Consider the following 1,769-nt stretch of genomic DNA (forward strand, 5'->3'; position numbering starts at 1 on the left):
TGGCAGACGGCCACGGTCCAGGTCAGCGGCACGGCGGGCAACGGTCTGGGCGCCGTTCCGGCGACGCGGGGCACCGATGCGTGGACGTTGGCGTCGGTCACGCCGTGGTTGTTCGGGAAGGTGTCCGACGCTGGTGGGGCGAGGCTGGTGCTGGGCGCGGAGGTCGAGCACGATCCGGCCGTGCCGGCTCAGGGCACGGGCGTGATCTGGGCAGGCAAGGGCACCACGAGCTACGCCTCCGGTGGCAACGCCTGGGTGCAGGTGCCGGCGGCGAAGCTGACCGACGGTATGAAGGTGCGCTGGCGGGTTCGGGGTGTCACGACCGCGGGCGTCGAGGGTGAGTGGTCGGCGTGGCAGGCGGCGACGGTCGATGTGAGCAAGCCCGCGGTGTCGGACGGCGGGTGGACCCCGGCGACCAGGGGTGCGTTGTCCTGGACGGCGTCCTCGACCACGCCGTGGGTCTACGCCAAGGTCACCGATCCGGACTCGCGCGCCTCGAAGCTGGAGGCGGAGATCGAGCACGATCCCACCGCGACCGGGCAGGGCACGGGCGTCATCTGGTCCGGCAAGGGCGCCACGACCTACGCCTCCGGCGGCAACGCCTGGGTGCAGGTCCCGGCGGGCAAGCTGGCCGACGGCATGAAGGTGCGCTGGCGGGTGCGCGGAGAGACCGCCACGGGCGTGGTCGGCCCGTGGTCGGACTGGTCCGCCACCGTCATCGACCTGCGCAAGCCGTCCGTGGCGGGCTTGTCGATGACCCCGGCGACCTGGGACTCCGGAGCATGGACCGCGGCCGCGGCGACGCCCTGGCTCTATGCCAAGGTCACCGACCCGGAGAACGGCGACTCCCGGCTCGCGGTCGAGATCGAGCACGACCCGGCCGCCACCGGTCAAGGGGCCGGCCTGATCTGGTCCGGCACGAGCGCGCAGCCGTCCCGCTCCGGCGAGAACGCCTGGGTGCAGGTGCCGGCGGCGAAGCTGACCGACGGCATGAAGATCCGCTGGCGTGCCCGCGGCGAAACCGCCAAGGGCATCACGGGAGCCTGGACCGACTGGGTGCAGACACGCATCGACCTCGGCAAGCCGGTGGTCGAATCGCTGGGCATGGATCCGGCGCTGCCGGGTTCGGCGTCGTGGACGGCAGGGTCGGTGACGCCGTGGCTGTATGCGAAGGTGAGCGATCCTGACAACCGGTCGAGCAAGCTGAGCGTGGAGGTGGAGCATGATCCGGCCGCCGCGGCTCAGGGGACGGGGCTGATCTGGGCGGGTTCGTCGTCGAAGGATTATGCGACGGGGGCGATCGCCTGGGTGGCTGTGCCGTCGGGGAAGTTGTCCGATGGTTGGCAGGTTCGGTGGCGGGCGCGGGCGACGACGGTGTCGGGGGTGTCGGGTCCGTGGTCGGCGTGGGTGTCGGCGCGGGTGGACACGACGGTGTTCCGGACGGTTCCGCCTGGTCCGGTGACGAGTGAGGTGGCGCCTTCGCTGGGTCAGTCGGTGTCGGGTGTGTGGACGTTGCCGAGTGAGTATCCGGTGTTCACGGCGGCGATCTCGGATGTTGATCGTCGGCCTGGTGTGCTGGAGGCCGAGGTCGAGCACGATCCGGCTGTGGCGGGTCAGGGCAGTGGGCTGATCTGGTCGGGGCAGAGCACCACGTTCGGGGAGACCTGCTTCACGGGCCAGCCGTGTGCGGCCTCGCACACGGCACCCGCGGCGGAGGGGATCCAGAACGGCTGGTCGATACGCTGGCGCGTGCGGGCCGTGGTGCAGTC

At 71.4% G+C, this 1,769-nt stretch carries 1 protein-coding gene; it reads left to right on the forward strand.

The features are described 5' to 3' along the window. Window positions 1-120: 120 nt before the first annotated feature. Window positions 121-1,769: hypothetical protein (locus ABZ260_RS50710; RefSeq protein ID WP_355633053.1), on the forward strand; the 1,649-nt coding region annotated here is incomplete at its 3' end.

This window comes from Streptosporangium sp. NPDC006013, assembly GCF_040614275.1.
Lineage (GTDB): Bacteria > Actinomycetota > Actinomycetes > Streptosporangiales > Streptosporangiaceae > Streptosporangium.